The 26,057-nt window shown below is 47.3% G+C and carries 25 protein-coding genes; 15 read left to right on the top strand and 10 right to left on the bottom strand.

The window, feature by feature from the left end:
• Positions 1 to 237: 237 nt before the first annotated feature.
• The 5 genes from pepT (at position 238) to ATN88_RS04160 (ending at position 5,631) form a co-directional block, all read left to right on the top strand.
• A complete protein-coding gene (gene pepT / locus ATN88_RS04180; protein WP_067411826.1) occupies positions 238 to 1,476 on the top strand; it encodes a peptidase T in 1,239 nt (412 codons plus the stop codon).
• Between the two features lie 237 nt (positions 1,477 to 1,713).
• Complete coding sequence (locus tag ATN88_RS26025) at positions 1,714 to 2,406, top strand: hypothetical protein (RefSeq protein ID WP_198158318.1); 693 nt, start codon at positions 1,714 to 1,716, stop codon at positions 2,404 to 2,406.
• A gap of 5 nt (positions 2,407 to 2,411) precedes the next feature.
• Positions 2,412 to 2,891, top strand: coding sequence for a hypothetical protein (locus ATN88_RS04170; protein WP_067411823.1), 480 nt, complete (start codon positions 2,412 to 2,414; stop codon positions 2,889 to 2,891).
• A 77-nt stretch (positions 2,892 to 2,968) separates the two neighbouring features.
• Positions 2,969 to 4,156 (top strand): hypothetical protein, encoded by a 1,188-nt coding sequence (locus ATN88_RS04165; RefSeq protein ID WP_157490649.1) that lies wholly within the window; start codon positions 2,969 to 2,971, stop codon positions 4,154 to 4,156.
• 11 nt (positions 4,157 to 4,167) lie between these two features.
• Positions 4,168 to 5,631 (top strand): OmpA family protein, encoded by a 1,464-nt coding sequence (locus ATN88_RS04160; protein WP_067411816.1) that lies wholly within the window; start codon positions 4,168 to 4,170, stop codon positions 5,629 to 5,631.
• Positions 5,632 to 5,681: 50 nt separating this feature from the next.
• Here the strand turns inward: ATN88_RS04160 and ATN88_RS04155 are convergent, their stop codons facing one another.
• The 4 genes from ATN88_RS04155 to ATN88_RS28530 all read right to left on the bottom strand — a co-directional run bounded on the left by ATN88_RS04155 (position 5,682) and on the right by ATN88_RS28530 (position 7,999).
• Positions 5,682 to 6,149 carry a hypothetical protein gene (locus ATN88_RS04155; protein ID WP_067411812.1) on the bottom strand — a complete coding sequence of 156 codons (468 nt, stop codon included), beginning with the start codon at positions 6,147 to 6,149 and terminating at the stop codon, positions 5,682 to 5,684.
• A gap of 45 nt (positions 6,150 to 6,194) precedes the next feature.
• Positions 6,195 to 7,193: a LacI family DNA-binding transcriptional regulator gene (locus ATN88_RS04150; protein WP_067411809.1), complete on the bottom strand. Its 999-nt coding sequence runs from the start codon at positions 7,191 to 7,193 to the stop codon at positions 6,195 to 6,197.
• A 324-nt stretch (positions 7,194 to 7,517) separates the two neighbouring features.
• A complete protein-coding gene (locus ATN88_RS04140) occupies positions 7,518 to 7,856 on the bottom strand; it encodes a DUF523 domain-containing protein (RefSeq protein WP_332308849.1) in 339 nt (112 codons plus the stop codon).
• The gene (locus ATN88_RS28530; protein WP_332308854.1) at positions 7,799 to 7,999 is read right to left on the bottom strand and encodes a hypothetical protein; all 201 of its coding nucleotides are present in this window, start codon (positions 7,997 to 7,999) and stop codon (positions 7,799 to 7,801) included. Before ATN88_RS28530 ends, ATN88_RS04140 begins: the two co-directional genes overlap by 58 nt.
• Positions 8,000 to 8,198: 199 nt before the next feature.
• Between ATN88_RS28530 and ATN88_RS04135 the strand changes: the two genes are divergently transcribed.
• The gene (locus ATN88_RS04135; RefSeq protein WP_067411803.1) at positions 8,199 to 9,086 is read left to right on the top strand and encodes an alpha/beta fold hydrolase; all 888 of its coding nucleotides are present in this window, start codon (positions 8,199 to 8,201) and stop codon (positions 9,084 to 9,086) included.
• Between the two features lie 12 nt (positions 9,087 to 9,098).
• Here the strand turns inward: ATN88_RS04135 and speB are convergent, their stop codons facing one another.
• Positions 9,099 to 10,013 carry an agmatinase gene (gene speB / locus ATN88_RS04130; protein ID WP_067411800.1) on the bottom strand — a complete coding sequence of 305 codons (915 nt, stop codon included), beginning with the start codon at positions 10,011 to 10,013 and terminating at the stop codon, positions 9,099 to 9,101.
• 267 nt (positions 10,014 to 10,280) lie between these two features.
• On the opposite strand from speB, the gene ATN88_RS04125 reads away from it, so the two are divergent.
• Entirely contained in the window at positions 10,281 to 11,408 is a 1,128-nt protein-coding gene (locus ATN88_RS04125) for a patatin-like phospholipase family protein (RefSeq protein WP_067411796.1), read from the top strand.
• Positions 11,409 to 11,547: 139 nt separating this feature from the next.
• Here the strand turns inward: ATN88_RS04125 and ATN88_RS04120 are convergent, their stop codons facing one another.
• Complete coding sequence (locus ATN88_RS04120) at positions 11,548 to 13,182, bottom strand: methyl-accepting chemotaxis protein (RefSeq protein WP_067411792.1); 1,635 nt, start codon at positions 13,180 to 13,182, stop codon at positions 11,548 to 11,550.
• Positions 13,183 to 13,607: 425 nt separating this feature from the next.
• On the opposite strand from ATN88_RS04120, the gene ATN88_RS04115 reads away from it, so the two are divergent.
• From ATN88_RS04115 to ATN88_RS04105, 3 genes are all read left to right on the top strand, one after another.
• The gene (locus ATN88_RS04115) at positions 13,608 to 13,943 is read left to right on the top strand and encodes a zinc ribbon domain-containing protein YjdM (RefSeq protein WP_067411981.1); all 336 of its coding nucleotides are present in this window, start codon (positions 13,608 to 13,610) and stop codon (positions 13,941 to 13,943) included.
• Positions 13,944 to 14,105: 162 nt separating this feature from the next.
• The gene (locus tag ATN88_RS04110) at positions 14,106 to 15,452 is read left to right on the top strand and encodes an ABC1 kinase family protein (RefSeq protein ID WP_067411789.1); all 1,347 of its coding nucleotides are present in this window, start codon (positions 14,106 to 14,108) and stop codon (positions 15,450 to 15,452) included.
• 125 nt (positions 15,453 to 15,577) lie between these two features.
• Positions 15,578 to 16,213 carry a YdcF family protein gene (locus ATN88_RS04105; protein ID WP_067411785.1) on the top strand — a complete coding sequence of 212 codons (636 nt, stop codon included), beginning with the start codon at positions 15,578 to 15,580 and terminating at the stop codon, positions 16,211 to 16,213.
• Positions 16,214 to 16,245: 32 nt separating this feature from the next.
• Here the strand turns inward: ATN88_RS04105 and ATN88_RS04100 are convergent, their stop codons facing one another.
• Together ATN88_RS04100 and ATN88_RS26720 are read right to left on the bottom strand one after the other, a co-directional pair.
• On the bottom strand, positions 16,246 to 18,837 hold the full coding sequence (locus tag ATN88_RS04100) for a methyl-accepting chemotaxis protein (RefSeq protein WP_232312742.1): 2,592 nt from the start codon (positions 18,835 to 18,837) through the stop codon (positions 16,246 to 16,248).
• 101 nt (positions 18,838 to 18,938) lie between these two features.
• On the bottom strand, positions 18,939 to 19,241 hold the full coding sequence (locus ATN88_RS26720; RefSeq protein ID WP_232312740.1) for a hypothetical protein: 303 nt from the start codon (positions 19,239 to 19,241) through the stop codon (positions 18,939 to 18,941).
• A 281-nt stretch (positions 19,242 to 19,522) separates the two neighbouring features.
• Between ATN88_RS26720 and ATN88_RS04095 the strand changes: the two genes are divergently transcribed.
• From ATN88_RS04095 to ATN88_RS04075, 5 genes are read left to right on the top strand one after another with little or no spacing between them, the layout of a single operon-like run.
• On the top strand, positions 19,523 to 19,876 hold the full coding sequence (locus ATN88_RS04095) for a hypothetical protein (RefSeq protein WP_067411781.1): 354 nt from the start codon (positions 19,523 to 19,525) through the stop codon (positions 19,874 to 19,876).
• The gene (locus tag ATN88_RS04090) at positions 19,864 to 20,298 is read left to right on the top strand and encodes a DUF1266 domain-containing protein (protein ID WP_067411778.1); all 435 of its coding nucleotides are present in this window, start codon (positions 19,864 to 19,866) and stop codon (positions 20,296 to 20,298) included. The genes ATN88_RS04095 and ATN88_RS04090 overlap by 13 nt, the downstream gene beginning before the upstream one ends.
• The gene (locus ATN88_RS04085; protein ID WP_067411775.1) at positions 20,295 to 21,194 is read left to right on the top strand and encodes a DnaJ domain-containing protein; all 900 of its coding nucleotides are present in this window, start codon (positions 20,295 to 20,297) and stop codon (positions 21,192 to 21,194) included. Before ATN88_RS04090 ends, ATN88_RS04085 begins: the two co-directional genes overlap by 4 nt.
• Positions 21,176 to 23,077, top strand: coding sequence for a hypothetical protein (locus ATN88_RS04080; RefSeq protein ID WP_157490648.1), 1,902 nt, complete (start codon positions 21,176 to 21,178; stop codon positions 23,075 to 23,077). The genes ATN88_RS04085 and ATN88_RS04080 overlap by 19 nt, the downstream gene beginning before the upstream one ends.
• 19 nt (positions 23,078 to 23,096) lie before the next feature.
• Positions 23,097 to 23,513: a hypothetical protein gene (locus ATN88_RS04075; protein ID WP_067411768.1), complete on the top strand. Its 417-nt coding sequence runs from the start codon at positions 23,097 to 23,099 to the stop codon at positions 23,511 to 23,513.
• Positions 23,514 to 23,552: 39 nt separating this feature from the next.
• On the opposite strand, the gene trmY is transcribed toward ATN88_RS04075, so the two are convergent.
• Positions 23,553 to 24,152: a tRNA (pseudouridine(54)-N(1))-methyltransferase TrmY gene (gene trmY, locus ATN88_RS04070; protein WP_067411764.1), complete on the bottom strand. Its 600-nt coding sequence runs from the start codon at positions 24,150 to 24,152 to the stop codon at positions 23,553 to 23,555.
• A 142-nt stretch (positions 24,153 to 24,294) separates the two neighbouring features.
• Complete coding sequence (locus tag ATN88_RS04065) at positions 24,295 to 25,974, bottom strand: Hsp70 family protein (protein WP_067411760.1); 1,680 nt, start codon at positions 25,972 to 25,974, stop codon at positions 24,295 to 24,297.
• Positions 25,975 to 26,057 lie beyond the last annotated feature (83 nt).

Below are 26,057 nucleotides of genomic sequence, written 5' to 3'. Positions count from 1 at the left end.
TCGTCTTTTATAAAGAGTCACATACTAACGTGAACTGAATGAAAAATGCACGTTTAGCAACAGGTGATGAATGCGAACGAGATGAATTAAATACACAGCATTAACAGGTGCGTTACTGTTTGAATTTTTGAGTAAAAAAGGACATTTCTTTCAAAATAAAAGCGGCAGAAATCACATTTTAATCTGCAATTGGTGCTTATATTGACGGCAATTTTTCGATGCAAGAAAGGAAGCACGGTGGACATTGTTAACCGCTTTATCCGTTACACAAAATTCAACACAACCTGTAACCGTAAAAACGCAGCAGAAGGTCAAATCCCATCTTCAGAAGGGCAGTGGGAGTTGGCACGATTTCTAGAAAATGAGCTGGTTGAACTTGGCCTTGAAGACGTAAAGGTCAATGAAAAGTGCATTGTAACGGCAACGCTGCCAGCAAACACTGATGCACCTATCCCAACCGTCGCTTTCTTTGGCCACCTAGATACCAGTGCAGAGCGCAATACTGACACTCACGCGCAAATTCTGCCTTATTCAGGTGGTGATCTGTGCCTGAACCCTGAGCTGGGTATTTTCCTTAAGCAGACTGATTTCCCTGAGCTTCAAAACTACGTGGGTGATGACATCATCGTCACCGATGGTACCAGCCTGCTGGGTGCGGATGACAAAGCGGCAATCGCTGCGATTATGCATGTATTGACGCATCTGAAAGCAAACCCTGAGATTCCGCACGGTACTATCAAAGTTGGCTTCCTCCCGGATGAAGAAGTGGGTCTACGTGGTGCGAAAGCGTTTGATGTTGAAGCTTTCGGTGCTGACTTTGCTTACACGTTGGATTGCTGCGCGATCGGTGATCTTGTGTATGAAAACTGGAATGCCGGTGATGTGAAAGTGGTCTTCAACGGGCAGTCCGCTCACCCTATGTCCGCCAAGGGTAAACTGAAAAACTCCTTGTTGATGGCACACAAGTTCATCGCAATGTTGCCGGGTGGTGAAGCTCCTGAATACACCGAGGGGCGCGAAGGCTACTACTGGGTGAAAGAGCTTCATGGCAACAGTGCACAAACCGTGCTGACGATGGATATTCGCGATTTCACCGTTGACGGTTATCAGCAACGTCAGGTATTCCTGAAAGCGTTGGCATCAAGCTGCGAACAGTTGTGGGGCGAGGGCAGTGTGGTGATCACTATCGCTGACCGATACTCAAACGTTGAGAACAGCCTACAAGGTGAAAACCGCTACCCAGTCGATATCGCTTTCGCGGCGTATGAGCAATGCGGTATCACACCAAACGTTGTGCCAATGCGTGGTGGTTACGATGGTTCAATCCTTTCTCAGAATGGTTTGCCATGTCCAAACATTTTCACGGGTGCCCATAACTTCCACTCGATTTTCGAATATTTGCCAGTGAAGTCGCTCAAAGCGGCTGGCGATGTGGTTTTGGCTGTCGTTGAGCAAACATATCGCCGTTTCAGCTAGTGTGTACTCAAAGAGCCTCACAACGAGGCTCTTTTTCTTTCCTGTTACTACATACCATTTTTTCTTCCATTCTCGTTACGTTTTAGATTTGTTTTAGCACTCGCTTGTCGCTCAGGCTGCCATTGCCAATCCCACCTTAACTCACTTCATGTCCAACTATTAACACACCCGAGATGTCGACCGATTAACACAAACCCAATATGGTTATTGTCTAGGTGGCATACCGCAGGGACGTGGATGGACATTGCTTATCAAGATTTGTATTGGGGTGCACGTTATCACTTGAAGCGGGACGAACATGGGCAGTTTTATCTTATTGGGGTAAAGCAGAAGATTTTCGCCGTGATAGGGTTTGTCTGCCTAATCCCGATGTGTAGTTCTATCGTCATGGCCATTGTTTCCGGTCTAAAGGAAAACGGAAGAGCTGGCTTTTTCATGTCCGCGGCCGTTTTTCTGCTCATCCTCAGTTTTGTCTTCTTCTCTCGAAGAGAGCGATTCACCTTTGGTCGTGATCGCATCGCCCACTGTCTTGGTTGGCGAGGGTTGCCTCTTTCCCACATTACGTTTTGGACGAAATCAGAGTGTTCGCTGGTGGTGTTACCGATTGTCGAGCACAAAAATGGATGTTGGCTCCAACTGAATGCAAAAGGTGAGAAAGTGTGGCGAAACAGCATCGGCACGTTCGAACAAACGAAAGAGCTTGCGCTTTTTCTCGCTCATCAACACTGCATGACTGTTTTTGACAATGTCACTAAATGGCCACAGAGCATTCCTCTTTCCGTTCGTACAGAGCCAGAGCCCAAATCGGCTTCTGTTGACGCTAACAATGAATACCAAATTTCAGGTTCTGTTTGGCGATTGCTTCTGATCTTCCCCGTCGCTCTGCTCCTTGGTGGCGGCCTGTACGTCATGACGTTAATCGGTAGGTAGGCATCATGAGAGCGGCACAAAACGCGCACGCTGGGGACGTGACGTTACAGCTAGGCGGCGGTGGTACCTTGAGGGTGTTTGGTTGTGTATTTCTTACTGCTTCTGTCTTCTTGGCTTTGCAAAGCAGCATTGACTCGCCGGATGCCGTGCTGGCTTGGGCAACGTGTACCGCCTTTGGTTGGCACATGGTGTTTATTAAACATCGAATCATTATCCGCCGACTCAACGGCACCTTAGTTCGCCAAATCTCCAGTGTTTATCCCGTGTATAAATTTGAAGCAAATATTGATGCCATTCGAGGGTTTGCGGTTTCAAGAGCTTTAATCGGTCGAGACCGCTATGGAAGGAAAGTATTTGAATTGTCCGTACTGTTTGATTCGGGAAAGCGAGAGAGGTTATTGGCAGGCAACAAAGAGAAGTTGATACGTCAAGGCGAGAAAATTGCCGCGTTGTGCGACAAACCCTTTCATGTCGAAGACGAGTGATAACGAGAATACCCAGAATAACAAAGGAGTGGTTCATGGTTAGGAGCGGATTGCTTAACTCAAGGATAACGGGTGGTGTGAGACAGATTCTAATCCCGGTGCTTTTGGTTGTTTTTACATCAGGCGTCAGCCGTGCGGCAGACATAGAACATGTGCTGAGTGCAATGGAGGCACTCAATGCCCGCACGGAAAAAATTATCATGGACGCTGAAAAAAACAGTGAAGCGTATGACGCAATCTTAAGCAAGATGGAAGAAGCGCAAGGCCAATCAAATTCAGCACTTGCGGCGATCCGGGCGGGAAATTTTGGGAAGTTGAAATCACTTGCTTTGGCCAACGTTGCGCTTGGCAATCAATACGTCAAAGAGTATCAGCGGTTTTTGAGTGAGGTGGGGAATGACTCATCTTGCTACCGACCTGAGGTGATTGATGGTTTTAATGACAACATCGCAAAGGTAAAAACGTTCGCCCAGAGGCTCCCGCAAATACAGGTTGTTAGCTCTGAGCAAGACGCGAACATCGCCCTCATGGATCTATTTGGTAACAGTGCCTATGTGTTTGTCGTGCCGACCATGTTTGCAGCTCAAACCCTATGTATTGTCGGCGATGCGGAGCCAGTTTTTGAGCAGTTCAATGCGATGGAAGGAGACATTGTTGCTGGGTTTCTTGCGCAGGCGATGACAGAGGGAGAGTTGGGCGATGAATATGATGAAATGGAAGACATTGAGATCTCATCATTGCCGATTGACGACATCGCGTTTACTGATCCTTTAGTAGAAGTCTGCGTCAAAACTTACGCTGCCAGCATTGAAGCAACGCGTACCGATGAATTGTTCGATCTTCTTTGTACACCACCCAAAGGTTCGGCTGTTCAGCTAAACGACCTTTCGCATTTTCAGGGAATCAGTGATGTCACCTTTATCGGCGTCTCAATCGCTGATCTCTCTCCGCTTAACACGCTCCCTTACCTAAACAACGTCGTGATAGAAAACAGCCAAGTATCATCATTGGGCGACCTATCAGCACTCAAAGGCTCCTTGACGCTACTTAATGCTGATGTTGAAGACATCACACCACTTATAACGTCAGGCTTGGAGACGGTTTACGTAGATGATGCAGCAGACTGCCGAGCGTTATCGCCATTTTTAACCGCCGAAGATGTTGTTGTTGTTTTTACTGGCGGCAATGAAGAAGTCATTGTTGGGGAAGACAACGGTAGCGGCTTGTACGTTGTCACCAACTGCACAAAAGACAGCGTGAAGTAGAGAGGTACCAAATGACAATGGCACATCAAATAAGTAAGGTTTGCACCTCGGCACTTATTTTGTCTTCACTTTTGCTAAGCATGTCTTTACAGGCATCTGATTTGTTCAGCCCACTGCCTGACGGTGAAGAGTCGCAAGAGGGTTCTCGTCATTACACGCGCATTCCTGTCATAATCGGTAGTGAAAATGGAAAGCTCGTCACTGAGGAGGTTGGCGGTCGCTTAAATCGATACGCATATAAACTCCCTCCTTCCTATGAGCCTTTCAATCTTGTTAACAGCTATCGCTCTCAAATTAATATGCTCGGCGGGGAAATACTCTTTTCATGTGAGGGTAAAAAAAACTGTGGCAGCCCAAGAAAGGCGATATGGCCAATTATTCAGCCCATTGACACGATATCAAAAAAAGACCCTGTCATTGTGGTGGCCAAGATCCCATCCCCAACGAAGCCTGTCATTGTCACCATTTATTCTTCAAGGTGGAAAAACGGGACTGGGTTGCAAGTCGATGTGCTTGAGGAAATTCCCGAGCCGCTGGATTTGGTGGTCGCTGATGCGGGGTATTTGAATACTGCGCCTGAAGTGATGAAATTTGAAGATTTAAGCCATAAAGACATAAAGAACAGCGCAGATCATCCAATGCTTCAACGCTTGCCAGGTGCTTGGATTCAATACTATATCCAGCATGGTTATGGAGAAACTGTGCTGCTTACTGGGTTTGACAAACAAAAGCCAATTATCACTAAGCAAGAAGGTAAAGTGACGGATATCGGTTACCATTTACCACGGCAATATTCTGAATATGAAGTGTTTGCGAACTATCATGCAGCCCTCACCAAACTCGGTTTCAAACCGAGCTTCCGTTGTAAAGGTGAGGAAGCATGCGGAAAGAAAAGGACATTTACACAGACAATCAAAGCCTTGGTGAGCACCGGAGCTGATGAGAGTCAGCATTATGGGTTGTACAAGCTCGAGCGGCCTGAAGGGGACGTTTATGCCATGGTGTATGTGATTGGCTTTAGTGGTGGGCTTTTGAGCGAGTTGCGCATCGTAGAGGAAACAAACCTCATCGATGACAGAGTGGTCATCGATCTCGAAGGCCTCACTGACAAAATGGCGCAGGAGGGGCATGTGGCACTTGATGGCCTCTTGTTTGAGTTCGACAGTGACAAGATGTTACCCGAAGCCAAACCCGTATTGGATATCCTCGCCACCTACCTTAAAGGCCAACCCAACAGGGCGTTTTTTGTTGTGGGGCATACGGATGACAAAGGCACCCAGTCATACAACCAAAAGCTCGCCGAAAAACGTGCCAGCGCGGTTGTTAGAACACTGGTTCAGGACTACCAAATCCCAAAGAGTCAGCTTGAAGCGAATGGAGTGGGCGAATATGCCCCTGTTGCAAACAACCTCAGTGAAGACGGACAAAAGCAAAATCGGCGGGTCGAGTTAGTGTTGAGGTCGGATAAAAAATAAACAAAAGGCAGCCATTAGGCTGCCTTTTCATTCACACTTGATTCAGATAGTTAGAGTTTGTAGACGGTAAATTCGTTGCCAGTTCTAAAATTGGCATAAGTCATGGAGTCTTCAGTCAACGCTAGTACGCGATACACTTCTTGATAGACTGCAGGCACGCCGTTAACGCTCTCAGTAACGACGGTATATAAACATCCTGAATAGCCCCAAAGGCCGGATTCAAAGCTCGTTTCGGAGCCCTCGGCGGTAATAACGTTAAAGTCGATGCGATAACTGCCATCTTCAAGTCGGTTTACAAACCAAATTCGCTTGGTACCGTCCTCGAAATTGATTTCGCCTCGCCAACGACCAACGAGCGTAGAAGAGGAATAGGTTGGGCATGTTGCCGATGGTATAGGAGGCGGCGGTGGGGTACTGGTGACGGTTTGGCCGTTTTCAGCAAACCAGAAAATGACGGAAACCGTCGCAACAACGCCCAATGCAAAAGAGAGCAAAGAGCTAAAAATGAGTTTCAACATGCAGCGGATACTCTGAAAGCCAAACGAAAAGAAAAACGATACAACTTAGATCTTCTTCACTGAGCCTCGCTCCATCAGGGTGGGGAACAAACGTGTATTAATGGTATTGAGCGGTTTGCCTTCCAATAAATTCAGCACACCTTTTGCTGCTTCCACCGCCATGTCTTCCAGCGGGAAATGAATCGTTGTGAGGGCAGGTGACATGTACTGGCTGTATGTGTGGTTATCAAACCCAACGATTGAGATATCTTCACCGACTTTCAACCCTCGGGCATGGCAAACACCATACGCAGCGAGTGCAATACTGTCATTCAAACAGAAGATAGCACTGATGCCATTTTCGCGGTCCATAAGACGGCGAATCGCCGTATCATTGCCGTCATGGTCAAACCGACCTTCGATCACTAAGTCTGCATCGTATTCAATGCCGTATTTTGCCAATGCATTTCGATAACCTTGCAGGCGCTCTCGGCTGTCGATTTTACTCAACTGGCCAGTGACACAGCCAATGCGACGGTGTCCAGCTTTAATCAAATGCTCCGTGGCGATGTAGCCGCCCCATTCATTGTCCATGCAGACGCACTGATCCGAGATTTCTGGGATATAACGGTTCATCAGCATGGTTGCGGGTGTTTGTTCGACGACTTTCAGAATATCCGCATCGCTCAACATGTCTGAGGTCAGCACCAATCCGTCGATTTTCTTCATGTTGAGGAAGTGAATCGACTCTTGTTCTTCATCGTAGTTTTCGTGGCCGCTTGTGATGATGAGGTGATAGTTCTTTTGGCGCACCACTTTTTCAACATGGTGCATGAGCGGGCCAAAATATGGGCCGTCAAACGTGCCAACCAGCATACCAATACTGTGAGAGCGGTTTGACGCCAGAGCCTGCGCGAACGCGTTTGGCTGATAACCGAGCTTTTCTATCGCATCAAAGACTTTTACGCGGTTCTTTTCTTTGACCGAGGTGTGACCGTTTAGCGCGCGAGAAACGGTGGATTGCGAAACATTTGCCAGTTCTGCAACTTCTTTAATCGTGATCACGGTAGTGTCCCTTACCTAAACTGCCATTGCGAAGATAGCTTATCTCCATTCTATGGCAGCATATCTGAAAGTGCTTTCTTGAGATGAACATTAAAACAGCGCGTTTATTGTCAGATGTACGCTATTTGGTTGATTCAGTTTATAAGCAGATGCTACTGGAAATGTGCGTTTTAAACCTTTGTTCATCGCCAACATTAAGTTTTGCCACGAACGGATCACTTTTTCCAATGAGAAAGCGGTTTCAAAAGCGGCAATTGTTTGCTGATTAACATTTCTGATACGCATTGTCGTTTTTGAGGCAACGAGTCTTCCAAAAATTAGAGGTCAGTGCTTCAAGTGACTAATAAGGTCTTCAATTGAAAATTGGCTATAAACCGAAACGCCAGATTGTCGCAGAAGTGCTGTTGTGACACCTTGTCCTTCAACCTTTTGGCCTTCAAATCGACCATTGTAAATCAGAGATGAGCCACAAGAAGGGCTGGATTCGGTCAGAATGGCATATCTGATATTGTGCTCTCGGCATAAAGACAATGCCTTTTGCGCGCCAGAGAGAAATGCATCCGTGACGTTGTCACCTTCTGCTGTTTTGATGAATGCGTCGCCAATTAATGCCATATCGCCATTTGCGGGAAATATTTCTGCGGGTGGGCGAGGTGTTGGCAAACCCCCTGCGACTTCTGGGCAAAAAGGATGAGTTCCGCGATTTCTCCCAGTCTATCTAAATCACTTTTTTCGATTATCAAGTCGCTGCCGTTATACCTGACTTTTTGCCCCATTAGGCACGCGCTCACCAGAATTCTTTCCATTTTTCAATTCTTTATATTTTACGAATGGGTTGGAATGCTATCACCAAATCCAATAAAACGGCACGAAACAAAGTGAAATCGGCTTGTTAACGGGTGAAAGAATGTCCAAGGATTTGTCTATGGAAATTATTTGTGGTTAAAAAGTTGAGAAAACGTGAATTAAGTCAAATAATTTAAGACTCAGGAGGGGAGTCTGTTTATGTCAGAAATGCTTCAACAATATCCGGTTCTTAATAATCGCGAGATTCACGTTCGTACATGGAACCCAGAAGGCGGTGAGACAGTTATCTGTTGGCACGGCCTTGCGAGAAACAGTATCGACTTCGTGGCACTGGGTGATGAATTGGCCTCAAAGGGTTACCGCGTCATCGCACCTGACACGCTTGGTCGCGGCTTATCTCAATGGGCGGATTCTCCTGAAACGGAATACAGCTACACCAATTATGTTGACCTCGCGTTGAAGCTGATGGACTTCTACTGCTGCGACAAAGTGCATTGGGTGGGAACCAGTATGGGTGGACTCATCGGCTTGTTGCTGGCATCGAATGATGCCCATGCGCACCGAATCGGTAGTTTGGTTTTGAACGATGTCGGGCCTGAAGTGCCGAAGTCTGCGCTAAAACGCATCGTCAACTATGTGAATTCTCCACTCTCGTTCAAACACTACAACGACATAAACCAATACCTCCAGACGCTTTACCAGCCTTTTGGTCCTCATACGTCTCAGCAATGGCAGACGATGATTTCTGCCTCTGTCAGACGACTCGAAAACGGCGAGTACACCACGCATTATGATCCCAAGATCCTTTCTGGCTATGATCCTGAAGGTCCACCGATCAATTTATGGCGCCAATTTAAGCGTTTGCGCCAGCCATTGATGCTGATGCATGGCTTGCACTCCGATGTTTTGACTAAGGACATCGTCAAGCGAATGCGAGATGAGCAACCTGAGATGTATGTGAATTACTATCTTGGCTGTGGTCATGCGCCAAACATGTTCTACAAATCCTACCGAATGGATGTAGAACACTTTATCGAAGCACACCCGCTGGTTGAGCTTCAGGAAGACAAAAGAGACGCGGGTTAACCCCGCGTTTTTTCATTTCGATGCCCAAAGATGAAGAAGCTCAGTCGCTATCGTTGCGCCTGCTAGTGCAGTGACTTCTGAATTATCAAATGGTGGGCTAACCTCGACAACATCCATGCCGACAAGGTTTATACCTCTTAGCCCCCGTAAAATCCGCAATGCTTTGTCAGAGGTGATCCCGCCAACAACAGGTGTCCCAGTGCCAGGTGCAAATGCTGGGTCTAAACAGTCAATATCGAAGGTAATGTAAGTTGGCCTGTCACCGACCAAGACTTTTACGTGGTTAGCGATGTCTTCTGGCGTCATGTCATTCGTCGCTTCTGCACAGATAACATTGAATTCGTGATTTTCTCTGTCGTAATCCGTTCGAATACCGATTTGCACGGACGCAGATGCATCGATCAGTCCTTCTTTCGGCGCATGATAAAACATGGTGCCGTGGTCATACCGGCTTCCTTGGCTGTAGGTGTCGGTATGAGCATCAAAATGGATGAGTGCCATTTGACCGTGTTTGGTGTGGTGAGCGCGCAGAAGGGGAAGCGTGATGAAGTGGTCGCCTCCCAGCGTCAGTAAGGTTTTTCCCGTATCTAAAATCAATCCTGCGGCTTCTGCTGCCATGTTGACGAAGTCTTCACTGTCACCACAGGTGAAGATGAGATCACCGGCATCGACGATATTGCAGGTTTCTCTCAGGTCGAACTGCCATGGGTATCGATGACCTTCCCAGGCCAAATTAACAGAAGCGCGGCGAATCGCGTCAGGCCCTAAACGCGCACCAGAACGGCCCGTTGTCGCCATGTCATAGGGCATGCCCAGCACAACCACTTCGGCTGCGGTATCTGTTGGGTCTTTTACCATGGGTAATCGAAGAAAAGAGTATGGATTCGCGTACAGTGAGTCGTCTTTGCGTGAGAATACGTTTTCCATGTCTGCCTCAGTGTTATCAATACCTACTATTTACTCCTCTAAAAGTAGCAGTAACCCGCGTGTGTTTTGTCTACTTTGTGCGAAGAAAGAGAAAGGTCACTGATCTCATGAATCCGCGATTTGTTTGTAATTTCTGAAAGGTTTTTCGGAGGTTATGTGAGTTTGTTTAACTTGTCCGGTGATGAATGAAACTATTCACAGCATGCCTAGTTTATTGGTCTATACCCAGAGAGGTATCTTTTTAAACTCTCACAACAAGGTGACGGCATGGCAACGACAAGACGAAAGAAAAAGCCAACGGTATGTTTGGTTTTACAAGGTGGTGGAGCATTGGGTGCCTACCATATTGGTGCATATCAAGCATTGCAGGAAGCTGGTTTTACGCCGGATTGGTTCGCAGGTATTTCTATCGGTGCGCTGAACTCGGCGGTATTGGCGGGTAACAAGCCAGAAGACAGATTGGAAAAATTAGAGCAGTTCTGGAACCGAATTTCTCGCCCGGGTACGGATGCACATTTACCGCCACAAATGGCTATGGCATTTAATACCGCCAGTGCCTCTCAAGCCTTGATGTTCGGTCAACCTGACTTTTTCACGCCCCGTCCTGTCAACCCTTGGCTTGCTACACCTGGTGAGGCGGCAACAAGCTTCTATGATACTAAACCGCTGTTTTCGACCCTTGAAGATTTGGCTGATTGGGATCTAATAAATTCGAACAAGGTTCGTTTAACGGTAGGTGCTACACGTGTTACCGATGGAGAACTGATTTTCTTCGACAGCAAGTCAGATGACCTCATTCCTGCGCATGCTGTTGCCAGCGGTTCGCTCCCTCCTGGCTTTCCTGCCACAAAAATCGGTGACGATCATTATTGGGATGGTGGTGTTGTGTCAAACACACCTATCAATGGCATTTTGGATTTAGCTGGCGATGATGAGCTGCTTATCTTCATGGTCGATCTCTGGAACGCGAATGGTGAGTTACCAAAAACAATGAGCGAAGTGCTTTGGCGTGAGAAAGAAATCCAATATGCGAGCAGAACGAGCGAGCACATTGAAGCCTTGATGGCAAAACGTAATCTCGACCATGTGCTTTCACAAGCTCCGAGTATTGTAGACAGCAAGCAAGTGCCAGATGTGACCTCACTGAAAGCAGGTAGAAAAATCGATATTGTGCATATCACCTTCGACCCACTGCAAGGGCATATTCCATTGAGTGATGCAGAGTTCTCGCGCCGTTCCATTCGGCTGCGTCGAGACTGTGGCTATGCAGATATGAAGCAAGCACTGGAAGAGTCGCCATGGACACAGCCAAATGAAGGACTTCCATGCCACTTCCACCAACGTCAGTGTCACGGTGGTTGGTTGAAAGAGAATAAGCTAGATAAAGCGTCTTAACCACACATTACTGCCTTTAGCCCGCGAGCTGTTTTGCGGGCTTTTTTCCGAGCCTTTTCGTTGACGGTTAGGCTAATTAACACAAACTAGGCAAACAAAAAGCCCCATTAAGAGGCTTTGTCTGTATTGGGACTGTGATTTACAACGCGGTTGAAACTTTAAATCGACCAACAGAACGCCGGAAATCACTGACCAAAGTGTTCACTTCACGCGCCGACCCTTGAACATCAGAGGCGGACTGGTGATTATTGGTCGCCATGTCAGCTATCGCTTGGATACGTCTTGCTAGTTCCTGATTGGCCGTTGACTGCTCGTGAAGCGATCGCGAAACTTCCTCAATAATGTCGATGAGATCCTGCGATTTTTGATGCATCTCCCTAACAGATTGTTCTGCCGAGTGGGTTTGTGTCATGTTGTCGTTGACCACCGTAACGCTGTCTTCGATGTGCGATACCGTCGTTTCGATGCCGGTACGCAACTCTTGAATGGTTGATGCAATCTGTTTCGTAGAATCGGATGTGCGTACGGCAAGGTTTCGGACTTCATCCGCCACAACGGCAAAGCCGCGCCCTTGTTCACCCGCGCGAGCGGCTTCGATCGCGGCATTAAGTGCCAGCAGATTGGTTTGCTCTGCAACATCGTTAATCACGCCGATAATGCCTTCAATCTCTTTCGAGTGTTGGTCGAGTGCTGAGACTGCAGTGCTAGAGCGCTGAGATTTCTCAGACATTTGGTCCATATTTTGAATGGTCTGGCGCATGGTTGTTGCACCTTGCTGCGCTTGAACACCGCTCTCATTGGAAAGCGATTTCATCTGATCCGCATCTTGCGAGATGGTGTTAATGCTTGCGGCGAACTCTTCAACCAGTGCCGCGATGTTTACCGTGTCTTCTGACTGACGCGTCGATGCCCCAACAATGTGGTTAGACAGGTTTTCAAGCTTCGCGACTTCTTGGTTGAGCTGATTGGCACCTTTAGCAATGCCTGTCAGCGTTTCTTCGAAAGCAGTCATCAGATTGTTGAACGCGCGACCAAGCTGAGAGATTTCGTTATTGCCTTTGGGTCTGAACCTCACCGTGAGGTCCAAATTTTTCTCTGCGGTGTTTAGCAGGGTTTGAAGCTTACCGATTGGGGACGTAATGCTTCTTGCAATGGTAATCGAGATGGCCACAAGAACCACCGCAATAAGTGCAACCAGCAAGAGTAGACGTTGTACGTCGCGGTAGAAGATTGCATCAATATCGTCGACATACAAGCCAGTGTTAAGTACCCATCCCCAAGGCTGGAAAGGCAATGAGTAAGCGATTTTAGGGTAAGGGGTGTCGTCCGCGCCTGCCTTCTTCCATTGGTATTCAACAAAGCCGCCACCTTGTTTGGCGATATCGACCTGATCTTTAACAATGTACACACCATTAATGTCTTGAAGACCCGCCAAATTTCTACCAATCAAGTTGGCACTGATAGGGTGGTGCACCATGACGGAGTTTTCGTCATAAATCATGAAGTAGCCATTGTCGCCATATCGCATCGCATCAAGTGCAGTGATCGCACGCGTTTTGGCTTCGTTCATACTGAACTCACCGGCTTCGGCTTGTTCATACAGTTTCGTCACCAAGGTCTCAGCGGTCTCTACAAGCACTTGGATTTGGCTTTTTCTGTCTTCCATCATGTTTTCTCGCTTTAACGTGAGCGACACGATGGTGACGGAGACCAAAGACAACACGGCGATGACAATGATGAGCGACAGCCGTTGTCTAATGGACAGGGCATTCATGGTTATTCCCCTTATTGATATGTAACTCATTAAAAAATATATAATTACTGCGAAGATTCTAGCAGTCAGTGGAAAAGCTGCAGGGGCGTTTCTAGCTCATCATGAAGGGAGAAATGAAGGGCTTACGGTCTCGATGGGCGCAGAGTGGGCGTGGTAAAAGGGATTGGCTGCTTACCCGAGCGCTCACATTGATTCGGTGAATTTATTGTTACGAATCAACTATTTTTCATAATGTGAGAGGATGCAAATTTTGTTGTCGTTCGATGGTCATATATACGGTACGCATGCCGTTTCTACGGTTTGTGTACAGTGTAAATATCTATAAACACAGAAAAGGTGCGTGTTTATTCCTTTTGGCTATATCCGAATTCGTAATCTTGGTTTAGACTACGCGCTCTTTGCCCATGTTAACCGAGGTAATCAACATGTCTTTACCAAACTGCCCACAATGTAACTCAGAATATACTTACGAAGACGGCGCACTGTACGTCTGCCCTGAGTGTGGCAACGAGTGGTCTCAAGACGCATCTGCAGATGCTGAAGATACAAAGGTTATCAAAGACTCTAACGGTAACGTGCTGCAAGACGGCGACACAGTTACTGTGATCAAAGACCTGAAAGTGAAGGGTTCTTCACTGGTTGTTAAAGTAGGTACTAAGGCTAAAAACATCCGTCTGGTAGACGGTGACCACGACATCGATTGTAAAATCGACGGTATCGGCGCAATGAAGCTGAAATCTGAGTTCGTGAAGAAAGCGTAAGCGCTTCGCCTTGATGAAAAAACCGCGCCTCAATGCGCGGTTTTTTTATACCCGAAATTTGGTACTGTGGAGTTGCATCGAACCTTCAATTTGCTTTGGTGTTGTCAGTGAACGAAATCTGCTGTGTTTCGTACTGACAAATAAACCAAAAGGAGCAGCAACGTGGCAGAGTCAAATGATGGGAAAAAGGTACCTACCAATCGATTGAGTCGAGTCGGCATGTTTGGCTCAGTCGTGTCAAAAGTCGCGACGAACATGGCCGCAGAAGGGGTGAAACAGCTAATGGCGGGAAAGCGTCCTCGTGCCAAAAATCTGTTGCTCACGCCGAAAAATATATCAAATGTGACTCAACAACTGGCGCAGCTTCGCGGCGCGGCGATGAAAGTCGGCCAATTGCTGAGTATGGACGCTGGCGATGCACTCCCAAAAGAGCTCACTGATATTCTCGCCAAACTTCGCTCTGATGCTGAACCCATGCCTGCCAAACAACTTGCTTCTGTGTTGTCTTCCGAGTGGGGAGATGACTGGCAGCGACATTTTCTCTCTTTTAATTTCAAACCCATTGCTGCCGCATCCATCGGTCAGGTTCACTTTGCCTATGGAGATGCAGGTAATGAATTGGCGGTGAAGGTTCAGTATCCCGGCATCAAGAAAAGCATCAGCAGTGATGTCGACAACGTGGTTACGCTACTGCGAATGACGGGGTTGGTGCCAAAAGAAGTGAACTATAAAGCGTTGTTGGAAGAAGCGAAAAAACAGCTTCATGATGAAGCCGATTATTCACTGGAAGCCAAACAGCTTGAGTCATTCGCGAAACTACTTTCTGGTGACGACAGGTTTGTTGTTCCTCGCGTCGAGCAGTCACTGACCACTTCATCCATCCTCACCATGAGTTATGAGCATGGTGACGCGATTGAGCACTTAGAAGATTTGCCACAAGAGGAGAGAAACCAGATTGTGTCGAACCTTTTTAGTTTGCTGTTTAAAGAGGTGTTTGATTTCCGCTTAGTGCAAACCGATCCCAATTTCGCCAATTTTCTGTATCAAAAAGAAACCGGACGCATTGTGTTGCTCGATTTTGGTGCCTCTCGCGCGTATTCCGAGCAGATCAGCGAAGGCTATAGAATGTTGCTTACGGGCGCGATGTACGAAGACAGGGAGTGGGTGACGACGGCGATGACACAAATCGGTTTCTTCAGTGACCACATATTCCCAGAGCAGCAGAAAGCGGTGGTAGACATGGTCATGACCGCCTGTGAACCGCTGAGTTGCCGAGGTACTTTTGATTTCGGAATGTCAGATCTGGGAGCACGTATTCATGAAGCAGGCATGAAGCTCAGTATGGAGCATGGATATTGGCACACACCACCCGCAGATGCACTTTTTCTTCATCGAAAAATTGGTGGTCTCTATCTGCTTGCTGCGCGATTAAAAGCCAGTATCGATGTACATTCGTTGTTTCAGGCGCATGCGCTTGAGATGGGAGAGAGCGACAAGGAAGCGTGCTGAAGAAAGGTGACATTCCCTTAATAAACGTTTTTGTTGTGCGAAAACATATTTCTTACGTCAACTATTTGAAACTTTTCAATGGTAGAGGTAAAAGTCCAACTATAAAACATTCAAGAATTTAGCTTATGCCAACTCATTTATACCAACACATCGAGAAAATCTGGAACTACCACATCCTGGGACATGCGCCGCAGCTATCAGACTGTATTTTCGTATTGGGAAGTAATGACATTCGCGTGGCCGAATACGCGGCAGCATTGTACAGACAAGGTTTCGCGCCTTACGTCATGATATCTGGCGGTGTGGGGCGTTTCACCGAAGGGGTATTTGAAAAATCAGAGGCTGAGACGTTTGCTGAGTTGATGCGTGATGAAGGTGTGCCGGACTCTGCATTGTTGTTGGAAACTAAAGCGACAAATACAGGCGAAAATGTGCGTTTCTCTCACCAATTGATGTTGGATAATGGTTTGAACTTCACGCGTATCTTGATGGTTCAAAAACCCTTCATGGAAAGGCGAGCGTACGCCACTTTTATGAAGCAGTGGCCAGGTGACGCGGAATCTGTGTTGGTGTCTTCTCCACCTATTCCATTCGTTGAGTATGCCAATGAGGACCTACCGTTTGATGCGGTGGTAGAAGCGACGCTGGCCGACTTTGAGCGAGTGAGAGATTACCCGGCACAGGGCTTTCAGATTGAGCAGCCTATTCCGTCTGACGTTCTGCATGCTTACGACGAGATAAAAAAACAGGCACTGTGGTAAGTGCCTGTTCTTCTGTTTAAACCACTAAATAGTTAGTAACTGAAGCGGCCAATCATGGTGTTAAGGTTGTCCGCTTGGTCACTGACCCCGTTCATGTTGTCTTGAATTCGGTTGAGGATATTGGCGGACTGTTGAATGTTTCCGCCAACGCTTTCAACACCCTCAGAGGCTTCTTTCACACGATCAAACTGCGCTTTGATAGACACGTTAACGAGTTCAAAGTTGGCGCAAACCTCGTTGCTAGAGGCGGTGATTTTCTTCAATAAATCACCCGACAAGTTCACCTGCTCAGCCCCTCGGGTAACGCGCTCATCTGACTCTTTAATCAGTGCATAAATCTCTTTGGCTGCATCGGCACTGCGCTGCGCCAAATCTCGAACCTCGCCAGCAACAACCGAGAACCCTTTACCTTGATCGCCCGCTCTCGCCGCTTCAACACTCGCGTTAAGTGCAAGCAAGTTCGTCTGGAATGCAATGCCTTCGATAGTGCTGATGATTTGCTGCATCTTGCGGCTAGAGTCTGTAATCGAGCGCATCGCAGCTTCGATCTGTTTCACCAGTGCTTCGTTTTCATGGGCATGTTCAAGGGCTTTTTGTGACACTGAAACTGACACATTGGCGTGGTCGAGAGTCTCGTCAATGTTGCTGCGCATTGCCTTCATAAGAAGAGAAACATCTTTTAGCTCTTTAACCTGAATGTCGAACTGCTGGTTCAGCTCACTGACCTCAGCAAAGGTTTCATCTGATTTCACATTTACCGTCTGAGCTGAAGATTGGATTTCTTCAAGCATCTCGGCAAGACGGTTGATAGTATTGTTAATGTCCTGCTTCAACAGTATGTAGTCACCCTTCACATCAAGTGTGAAGCTGTCGGTCAGATTCCCCTGTGACAATTGACCCAAGACTTGTCGGGTGTGTGAAAGCGTTTGTTCCAAATTGGCGGCAGACAAGTTGACGGATTCAGCCAGTTTCAATAAATCGCCATTGGCGCTGGAAGCATCACAGCGTGCGGCAAAGTTGCCATCTGATACTTGCTCCATCACTTTGACAATGCTGGCAATAACCGAATTGGTAGACGATGAAGCGTTGTTCACTGCCTGTTTCATCTCGTCAAGCTTACCTTTGGCGTGAACATTCACGCTTCTGTCGAAGTGTCCTTTGCTCATTTCGGCCATGACATCACAGATGTTATTCACCACCGCTTCGGAGTTTGCCATGGAAGAGTTAATGGATTCTTTCAGCGATGCAAGCTCACCCGCAGCAGGTGCTGTCACGCGCTTGTTGTAATCGCCTTGCTCCATCGCCGCCATAACATGCTGTGCGTCTGCCAAGAAAGCCGCTGTCGATTTCGCAGAGCTGTTGACCTGATTTTTAAGCAGGGCAAGTTGGCCTTTGGCTTCAGTGGTGATTTGCTGTTTAAAGTCACCTTGCTCGATGCGAGCCATGACATCGCCAATGTTGCGAACTGCCACGTCGATTTCTTCTGCTGACTCATTGATGCGTTTCTTCAAAGACGCTAGATCGCCCGTCAAGTTGGTGGTGATACGCTGAGAGAAATCGCCTTCTGAGAGTTTTTTCATCGTGCTGGAAATGTCACTGACGGCAGAATCCAAGGAGGCAAGCATACTGTTTAAGGCTTCTGCTGCCTGTCCAGTTTCATCCAGGCTATGGATCTTCGCACGAGAAGAGAATTTCCAGTTTTGCTTGAGTTCCAAAATGAAATTGGAAAGGTCCTCAATCGGCATCGAAATGAGCTGACCAAATCGTTTGGCGATAAACAAAATCGATGTGATGAGCACAATAGCCACTAACAGGTAGATAAACTCCAGAGAGTAAATCGCGGCTAACGCTTCCCCTGTTTCTTGTTCGACCAACACAATCCATTGGGTGTCCTTGCCGATAAAGACTTTGTGGAAGACAGAGAACGCATCGTGTTGTTGGTAGTTGTCACCATGAAGGGCGAATGCTGGCTCGATCTCGTCGCTGGTCAGCGCATAGTTAACTGCTTCGGTATCAATCATCTTGTCATGCTTGAAAGAGGAGTAGACCGTGAGGCTGTCATCATGAAAAGTATCAGAGCGCAGGCGTTTGTCTGATCCAACTACAAACGATTCACCGGTTGTGCCTAAGCCGTAATCTTTTTCCATCACCGCCGTGACTTGGCTAAGCGGTATTTGGACGACAAATACCGCGATTGGCGTTCCTTTTGAGAAGATAGGGGTGGCAATGAAGCTTGCTGGTGCATTGAGAGAAGGCAGGTATTGGTTGTAATCCACAAACACGGGAGCATTGGCATTGCCTTCATTGATGGAGGCTTTCACTTTCTCGTAGGCACGGGCTAGCCCGGAATCGGCGTGAGGGCCGTCTATCAGGTTGGTCGCAAAGTCGATTTCTTTGTGAACGGTGTAGAAAACGTCCCCAGTGTTGATATCTAAAAGGAAAATGTCATAAAAACCAAAGTCATCGGCGTATTGCTTGAGATCTTTGTGATAACGGCCATGCGCAAAGTCGTATTCCGTATTACCCGCTTGAAACAACTCGCCTTTTTGCCCAGTAGGGTGCTCGTTGTTTGTAATGTAAGCGTATTGGAGAGCTTTGGAAGTCGCAGAGTTACCCTCAAGCAACGGCAGCGCATTAATGTCATCGCCCGTTGTTGTTTTGAACGATTCACCGAATTCATTGGTGTAATAATCAACGAGAGACGTGTTTTGCGAAGGCTCAGCTTTTAGCTGTGGTACTCACTAAACCCTTTCAATAATCGGGCTGTTGCATCCACAACCGTTGGGTTGCTGGCAATGTTCTTCACGAGCACATTGGTATTTTTAAAATAGGTTTCTATCGCATCACCTTTAAGGTGCGCAATCGCTTTTAGTGCTTCACTTTTCTCTTCTTCCAGCGAGCTTGAGGCGTAGTAAAGGCCAATAAGGGCGGTAAGTAGGGTAGGTATCAATCCAATCAAACACAAAATGATGGTGACTTTTTTTACCAGTGCAAAGTTCTCGAAATCACGTTTCCAGTTAGCCAACACGTTTTTGTCCCGTCATTGAAATGAATGTATCAGTTATTTGATTGTAGGAAGGAATTTCAGCTCTGCATAAGTCAAGGGACAAGAATATTGGTGAATATTTGATGGCTTAACACAATTTGAAACCTTGAAATTACGGGAACTGAAATCAATTGAGATTCACCGTCTGAGGTTGCCTGATCAACCGCCAAGTTTTCAAGGTGAGATCCCTGCCTTCATGTATCTTTTAAATTTGCACACGTAGAATAAATTGCTTCGTTTAGACAGTTTCGCTAGGTATACGGATGACCACTTCCTCTCTTTACGCAATCGACCCTGATTTGCCTCATTGCCAGTGGTGGCTGGCGGTCGCGTCCCCTCAAGTCAGTTATAACCGCCGCGACTTCGAGTATTTACTCCCCGAACTCAAGCGAGATGTTGAAGATGTGGCGGATTGGGAGAAAAGCTTTGTCGAGTGGTGGGGAATTGAAACTCGCCGTGAGTGGCATGAGATGATCCACCGATTGGCGATGGGAGAGGTGCATGGCGATATCTGGCGAAACGAGTTTTGTCGTCGTGCTTGCATGACGCGAAAGAGTGGGACGCTCGCATTCAAACCGTTCAAAGTGACGTCGCAAAATCAGAAATGCGGTATTTAGACGCTGCCTTTCGTCATGCAGGGAGGTCTGGCTTTCTCGCTTGGGATTATAGCCGCGCGGCATTTCTTGCCAGAGCCGGTCTTTGCTTAGGCAAGGTGACCCAAGAGGAATGCGCGTTCTTGCTCAATTACCTCAGCCTTCAAATTCGCCAGCGATTCTCAGGATGGTCTGAATATCTACACAGCTTTATCTTTGGGCGAAACTACTGGGACTACATCAACGACGAAGATAATGACGCCATCAATACGCCTTACCTGTTAAGCGATGGATTTCACGTTAGCTTCAGCCGATTTTTTAAAGACATAGAAGCCGATGAGGCGTGTCCTGTCCATTGGGTGGATTGGTTCACGCCGTTACCAGAACTGAAAGCACCTGAATCATTGCAAGCGATACTGAATGACGAGCCGGGAGACGACAAATGACAATGTGGGACGTGCTCGGCATTGAAGAAACGAAAGACGAAAGTGTTATCAAAAAAGCCTATCGCAAACTGATTCGTATTCACCACCCAGAAGACGACCCTGACGGCTTTCAGCGTGCTCGCCAAGCTTATGAGGATGCGCTTAGATATTTATCATCTGCTGACGTGCCAGATGAAGTAAAAAATGACGCCGTTCCGGCAGCATCGGAATCACAAACACAGAGTGCAGAAGTTATTCAGTTTGATGAAATACTCGCCGATGCCGAAAAGCGCATGACGGTAGATGTGTGGCGGCAATGGGCAGAGTCAATCATGCTGCTTCCGATTGACCAACAAGAGGACATTTCAAAACACGCGCTCAGAGCGGTGATGGGAAACCGTTGGTTGCCGCCAGCAGTTATTCAGACGCTTTGGGAAAGCTTGGGGTGGGAGTCTTTTCATCGAGGGACGGACGAGCTTCAAGAAGTGGGGGAATTTCTCGATGACTGGAGAACGCAGCCATTCATCCTGTCTTTGGAGGAACTGCAAGCACTCAGCCAAGCTGAGCAACGCGCGATTCTCGGTTTTTTGCGTCCGCAAGAGATTGCTTTGAGTATCGGGCAACCTGAAGCCATTGAATACCTGTTTAGCCAACACATCGTTGCAGCATACATTCCACGTAAGGAAACAGAGCTTGTACTCTTAAAAAGCCTCATTGCCAGCCGCAATAGGTCGCGTGCAGTGCTGATTGAGCTGGTGGAAAGGTTCTGCGGGAATATGGCTTCGTCATTGACAACGGAACAGTGGAGCCTTGTCGCTGATGCCGCTTTATTGTGCCAGCGGGAGGAGCTTATTGATGTGGTGTCAGAGAAATTACTTGAGCAGAAAGCTATCCCGAGGTGGCAGATATTCTTTTAAGACGAAGCATCGAGCAGGGAGGTTTGATTTCCATTAGCGCGGCGTTTTTATGTCAAATGTGGACGCCGTTACCTCCCGTCTATTGGCGAACCGAGCGCAGGCTTCCTCAGGCATCAGAAGATCCTGCTAAGCAGAGACTGCTCCAGTGGCTTTATGGGCAACTGCTCAACCAAAATCGTTCGCACATCAATCACCGCCTCGATTTGGTCGGCCTTGATGGCATTTGGCAACTTGTTGGTAGCGCATTGTGGGCTGGTCATTCAGGAAGCTGGGTGTGGCTGAAACATATCCTGAAAGAGATTAGAACTGCGAAAGCATCGGAAACAGGGCTTACCCAGACATTGCTTGTGCTGGTGGAGCAATGGGTGATGCAAGCACTTGAAAATGAAAAAGGTGTGGACTCGCTTCAATTGAAACTTTCAGCCTATGAAAGTGACGCGATTTTCAAGGCCGAGCCGCTGAACTACGAAGAAATCTCATCGATGTCCAAGTTGGATTGGATGGAGTGCATTCGCCGACATCCTTTGATCCCTGATACGTGGTTTCGCCAGTTGGAAGATGCGCAAATCATCGTATTTGAGGAAATCAGAGACGATTCATTTTTCCCGCACTATGCCGATGCACTGTGTTTCTATCGCGCAGTCAATCGCGACTTCAAGCTAAGTAGCTGTTGGGCAGATGAAGTGTTTGATGGGGTATTTAATTGGGCGTTGTGGTTTTACTCTCATCTCGCTACCGGAGGCGCAGAAAAGCAGACGATAAGAGGGACGCTCACTGAGCTTCCTGATACCCAAACCACTCAACAACTGGGGCTTTTGTTACTCTTTTCCGAAGAGGAAGGGCAGTATCTGCCAGACGCCGTCACTTTGCTTAATCGTTACCCCGAACAGTTTGTATTTAGACTCATTGTGGATAGGCAAGTCACTCTGGCTGAGAGTCTATTTAACCATGAAGTCTTGATGGAAAAAGCAAAATCAGGCGATTTGATGGCAGTAATGGCTCTGTCTCGATTGATTAAAGAAGAACACTTCGATGAAGCAATTGTCCTTTGGAATATCGTTGCAGCCGAATCACTCAGATTTCCACACTTACAAGCTGTCGTGGATTGGCAACAGCAGAGTTTGCTCAGAGTGAGAGAAGAAAAAGGGCTGGAGCAAGAAAGCTATGAGTACTCAAAGCCAGAGTTCATTCATGCGATGCTGACGACAAACCGTGAGTGGTTTACCGAGCCAAAACTCATTCAGGAAAATGACCCTGTTGATGAGGCGAAACCCTTTCATTACCCCATGTTGCTTCTGCTAACTCAATTACACTTAGGATTAAGTGAAGAAGGTTACGACTTGTCGCCGTTAAAGGAGCTAGCGAATCGACGAGAGAAACAAACAGCGTTGCAACGGGATGTTACCGATGTGGCAGTTACCCAACTGGAAAACGTGTACCAGAATAGGCTTGAGCAGGATATTGAAGTGAAGGGCGGAAAAGCGGCAACTTACAGCAAGAAAAGGCTGGTATTTTTGTCAATCGCGATGTTTCTCGTATGGATTTTCATTTTTCCTTGGTCTGTTTTGTCATTCCCAGATGCCACGTTTGAACAGGTGTTTCGGTCGTCGGTGTTTATGACTGTCATCCAAGGTTTACTGATTTGGCAAATCTCGCGTCCGATCATCGAAAAATCAAACAAAAATAAGTATATAGGCTATTCGCTATTTACCTACTTTGCTGCTTTAATTTTTAAAGCACCGTTCATTGCGTTGGTTAACGTCTTTTCCCATCTCTATCTGGCTTCATCACTGCCTCCTCTATATGCAAAAGGAGGATGGAACAGAGCGGTGGTGGCGACGAGAAAGATAAATATGCGCAAGGTGCTTGGGTTCAAAAAGTAAATCAAGCATAGGTAATGCAATGGGTAAAAGCCCCACAGAATCACAAAACTACGCGGAGTTGAACAAGCCGTTGGCGTTGATCATCTTGGTGTTGGGAATTTCGTTTTGTGTATTGAACATCAGATTGATTCTTTCTGGTGAAGAGCATGGTGTGCTTTTAACAGTGATGTATGCCGTCATGGCTGCCGTTGCGCTCTTTGTCACTGTATTTTGGGTGTACGATTCTTACCGAACAAAAGTGACAGATAGTTATGTAGCGAAAGGCAGTGCGTTAATCCACTGGCAAGACGTGACCGAGATGAAACCGAGTGAATTCTCAGTCGTCATAAAGTCAGCGACGGATAGCGTGGTGATCAATTATTACGCTTATGCCAATCCCGAATCTTTGATTGCGAAGGTGGAGGAGCTTGGGAGGAAGTCTCAGGTTTCTGCATAGAGACAAAAAAGCCCAAACGACGGTTTGGGCTTTTTCTTGTCAAGACAGTTGAATGTCCAGCTCGTTTTGGATGATAACGACGCATTGAGAGGCGAACAGCATCTTCGGCCCCAAACTGATTTTCTTCACACCCATTCGCTTCATGCTGTTGAACGTTTTCTTCGGCATAGGAATGTGGTCAGTCAGTAAGAAACACACATCACCAGAAAACTCCTCTTCACGGATCGGCGTGCCTTTCTTGTCCATCATGTAAACTTGATAATCTTCTACTAGCTCTTGCAACAAGCGCTCAAAGCTAAGCGTTTGAACAGTGATACCCGGCTCAACTTGACGAGTTTGCTCTTTCGCCATTCCCACCGATGCATCCAATGCTTTCGCGACTTTGTTTAGCAATGCTTGCTCATGAAAACCATTAAAATCGCTGATTTCATTTGGCTTGAAGCAAATGGTACGGGAGTAGTCTTGCGTGCTTTCCAGAACCAGATAAACAATGACATCGTCACGGTGAGATTGTGCAACGAAGATTGAGTTCATAAGGGTGTGAGCCAAAATTTCAGTGTGGGCTTCTTGACCCACCGACGCTAACAACTGTTGGCTGTTTGTCGGAGCTGAACGTGCTCGAAGTACAAAGGCGCGCATAGATAAATCCTGTTGAGTATTGCGTGAGCCAGGTCGTTTGAACGAATCCTGACTTGCTTTAGGGGCAGCATTATCCCAGCTTTATGGGATTCTGTAACGGGATTATTTTGCCGTATTTCCACAAAGGAATGTCGTCTTGCTTTTACTTGTAACCGAGAGATTTCAACTGCCGATTAACATCGTCTCTAGCCTCACGGATCACTCGCTCGTCTTGGCTGTCCAGTGCTTGCGTAAACTGGATAATGAGTTGCTCTACTAAATAACGCTCATCAGCGAGTTTCTCTTCATACAAACGGTTTAGCTTCTCCGAGAGTGCGATATTGGGTAATTTGTCCCTTGGATGCACTTTTAGCGCAGCCAAGCGCTCTCGACTTGCCGTTTTGTCTTCGTCACTCATTCCTATAGGCGTTCGGTCGATGACTTTTTGGGTCGAGGCTTGCGTTGATACAACGGTGACGTCTACCTCTAAAAGGCCGTTGATGTCATAACTGAATCTGACATCAATCGCTTCGTCGCCGGCTTTGCTCTCGGGCACATCAATTTCAAATTCACTAATTTTGATGTTTTCGCGAACCCAAAAACGCTCACCTTGATAGACCGCAATTCTCACCTTGTTTTGGTCATCTGTGGTGGTGTAGTAGCGTTCAACCCGTGACGTTGGGATGACGGTATTTCGCTCAATGATGGGGCTGAACACATCTACCTGTCCATTGCGGTTCGAGGCAACTCCTAAGCTGAATGGACAAACATCGGTGAGCACAATTTCTTCAACGGCGGCGTCGCGCAAGCGGCAAGCGGCTTGTGTTGCTGCACCCATCGCAACCACCAAGTCGGGGTCGAGTGACGACTGGCCAAAGCGACCAATTAAACGTGTGGCGAGTTGTTGAACTTGGCGTAAACGCGTTGCGCCACCCACAAAAATGAGTTCATCAATCTCCTGTGGAGAAATACGCGCGTCGCTCAACGCTTGTTTTAACGGTTGAGACAAACGCAGAAGGGTGCTTTTCCAAACTTCATCGAGTTCATGTTGCGTCAGGCTAATATCGCGAGAGAATGGCTTAGGCAAAGAAATGCGAAAATCGACGTCGTTATCGCGTTTAGCTTTTTCACATGCACTAAGGATCTTCGCTTTTTCGGCAAGCGTCAGCTCAGAGCCTTCAACGCTGACCTTATCAATAACAAAATTAGCCAGATGCTGGGTAAAATCTTCGCCACCTAAACGGTTGTCACCTGCCGAAGCGCGCACATCGACAAACCCTTCGTCATGTTCAACAACGGTTACGTCAAACGTGCCGCCACCCAAATCAAACACCAGAAAGCGTCTTTCGTGCGACTCGTGAAGGCTGTATGCAAGACACGCCGCGGTCGGTTCATTAATCAAACGTACTGCGATCAAGTTAGCGAGTTCAGCAGCATGGTGAACCTGCTTTCTTTGTTGATCGCTAAAGTAAGCAGGAACAGAAATCACTACCTCACGAACGGGTTCACCAAGATAGGCTTCGGCGTCGGCTTTAAGAGACGTTAGGATGAGCGCGCACAGTTCGGTTGGCGTGAAACGGTGCTTGCCCAGCTGGTAGACTTTTTCTGTACCCATGTAGCGTTTAAACGCTGACGCGGTTTCTTGCGGGCGAGTAACAAGGCGTGGATGTGCAGCATCACCCACTAGTACCTGATTCTTTTCATCGACACTGACGACGGAGGGAGTTAAAAAGTGCCCCAATGCGTTTGGGATCAACTCTGCTTTACCCTCTTTCCAAACAGCGATAGCACTGTTTGTTGTACCTAGATCAATCCCGATGGCAAAAGGCTGTTTTGGGGTCATTCACACGTCCGATGTATGTCCGTTTACCCAGCCGACAATCCTATGCGTTTACTGCGGATTGAAAGAACGCGCGCAGAGAGCTG

The sequence above is a fragment of the Enterovibrio coralii genome, from assembly GCF_001559595.1.
GTDB classification, from domain to species: domain Bacteria; phylum Pseudomonadota; class Gammaproteobacteria; order Enterobacterales; family Vibrionaceae; genus Enterovibrio; species Enterovibrio coralii.
Note: the sequence above shows the minus strand (reverse complement) of the source record. Positions and strands in the feature narration are given on the sequence as shown.